The organism is Pilimelia anulata, from assembly GCF_014647895.1.
In the GTDB taxonomy this organism is placed as follows: Bacteria; Actinomycetota; Actinomycetes; order Mycobacteriales; family Micromonosporaceae; genus Pilimelia; species Pilimelia anulata.
The window spans coordinates 1-2,075 of record NZ_BMQB01000029.1; the positions used below are offsets into that span (position 1 = coordinate 1).

1 protein-coding gene and 1 tRNA gene are annotated in these 2,075 nt (G+C 37.6%); one reads left to right on the top strand and one right to left on the bottom strand.

The window, feature by feature from the left end:
- Positions 1–218 precede the first annotated feature (218 nt).
- A tRNA-Ile gene (locus IEY94_RS24545) sits at positions 219–292 on the top strand.
- On the opposite strand, the gene IEY94_RS24550 is transcribed toward IEY94_RS24545, so the two are convergent.
- Positions 274–1,791, bottom strand: coding sequence for a Ycf2 family protein (locus IEY94_RS24550; RefSeq protein WP_229784379.1), 1,518 nt, complete (start codon positions 1,789–1,791; stop codon positions 274–276). The genes IEY94_RS24545 and IEY94_RS24550 overlap by 19 nt on opposite strands.
- Positions 1,792–2,075 lie beyond the last annotated feature (284 nt).

A 2,075-nucleotide genomic window follows, 5' to 3' on the forward strand; every position in this document is an offset into this window, starting at 1 on the left:
AAAAAAATATGAATGAGAAATCCCGCTGAATTGAATTGGGTCCATGAATCTAAGAAATAGCGAGAATTCTTGATTTCTTTCAATATCTCTCTCAATTCGAAAATCCAGGATTTGAATTGATGTCCTTTCATCGAATCCTCCTAATTGCATTGATTTATCCGAAAGATTTCACTTCAATTGGAATTTGGTTATTCACCATGTACGAGGATTCCCGCTAAGCATCCATGGCTGAATGGTTAAAGCGCCCAACTCATAATTGGCGAATTCGTAGGTTCAATTCCTACTGGATGCACGCCAATGGGACCCTCCCTCCAAAAAGTCTATCGGATTTTTGTTCAAGAATGAAATCTTATTGGAACTGTCCAATTCATCCTTTGGAACCATATCACATCCTCGATAGGATGAAATAGGATGAATTGAGACGGTATTTTGTAAGTACATAATTATCTTGAATAAATTCACTATTTCTTTCTTTTCCGATCGCCTGGAAAGAGCAAGATGTTTCTTTTGTTCTTTTTTCAACAATTTCTGATCTCTAGTAGACCTATCAGTAGGATTCGAACCCAGATGAAGTTCTGACCATCTGTCAGAGAAAAAAGAACGAGTGGCTCTTGCAGGATTCCCAAGAAATTCTTCGATTTCTTCCGGAAGCAGATGATTATTCATCTGCTTCTCACGTTCCATGAATAGTCGGCACATTGAGGAATATCCAGAAAGGTTTTTAAGGAATCGCTCTGATTCTATCTCTGTTCGTTCCGTTTGAAGAAAGGAAGGATCCCAACAAAGAATCGATCTTTCTTTTAGTTGTTGAATCTCTCTTTGATTGATCAATGTGTGATATTTCGAATCCTCATTCCTAATGGAATCGAAAGAATCCTTGGATTGATCAGAAGATCCTTTCAATTGGCTAGAATCCGTTACTTGAATGAAACTAGATCTCGTGGAATCATATTGAAGATTTGATGATACATTCCGTACCTTGCTAAAAAACCGATCCTTGTTTCCCAACCACACATTGTCTAACCAAATCCAATTCTCTTGTGACATGTTCCTCAAAAAATCCGATTCGTGCGGACTCTTCCCCCAACTAACGAAGAGATCTTGACGGAATTGCCACATATGAAATTGAGCACAATTTTGCAAAGAAATAGCCCGCTTGTTTCTCAAGAAGAGATGCGAAACATGCTCAATATCATTTGATTGAATAATTGACCCAGTCCCTTGTTGTTTGAAGAAACCCTCCACTTCCTTTGGTATTTTTTCACGAAAAGCAAACATGAGATAATAAATCCAGTCTTTCACTAAGATTTCGAATAGCTGTCCCGAATTCAAGTTGATTATGTTTCGCCTCTTTCTCGGGGAAAGACGATCAAAAAATTCCCAATCATGGTCCTTACGGATCGGATCATCCATATAATATACAAAAAGGAACTCCAGATATTTGATATCTTTCTCTTTGAATGAGATCTCAATTCCAGCGATGGTTTCATTAGATATCTTACAACTAGAATAGCTCTTTTTTCCTATCCAGTTCCTCCACCACCGCGAACCCCAGTTAAATTCAGGCATGATATACTTTTTAGTTATTGGGAGAACCCGAGTACTCTCTTTCGGATCCAGGAAAGAACTCTCAGAGATCTTTTTTCCTTTTGGAAGATACAGGAGCGGAACAATCAACCTATTGATATTGGAAGACTCAGATGATTCTTCCAATGTATCATTTTTGGGTCCAATGGAATTCATAGGTATAGGAAGAAGCCTTGTCAAATAGGGATTTTTTCTTTCGACCATTTTTCGATTGTTAATACGATATATAAGGACCGCTACTACAAAGAGTACTACATACTTGATCGTGAAATATCGATTGCTTGTTGAACCCTGTGAATTGCGTGAAAGTAGGATACTCCAAATTCGGGAGTCCAAGAGTTTTATAAAACTCTCTTGATGGAAAAAAATATGAATGAGAAATCCCGCTGAATTGAATTGGGTCCATGAATCTAAGAAATAGCGAGAATTCTTGATTTCTTTCAATATCTCTCTCAATTCGAAAATCCAGGATTTGAATTGATGTCCTT

What these genes read in the sequence shown, in the direction of transcription:
- IEY94_RS24550 (WP_229784379.1), bottom strand. Translation starts at nt 1,791, where the DNA reads ATGGTCGAAAGAAAAAATCCCTATTTGACAAGGCTTCTTCCTATACCT.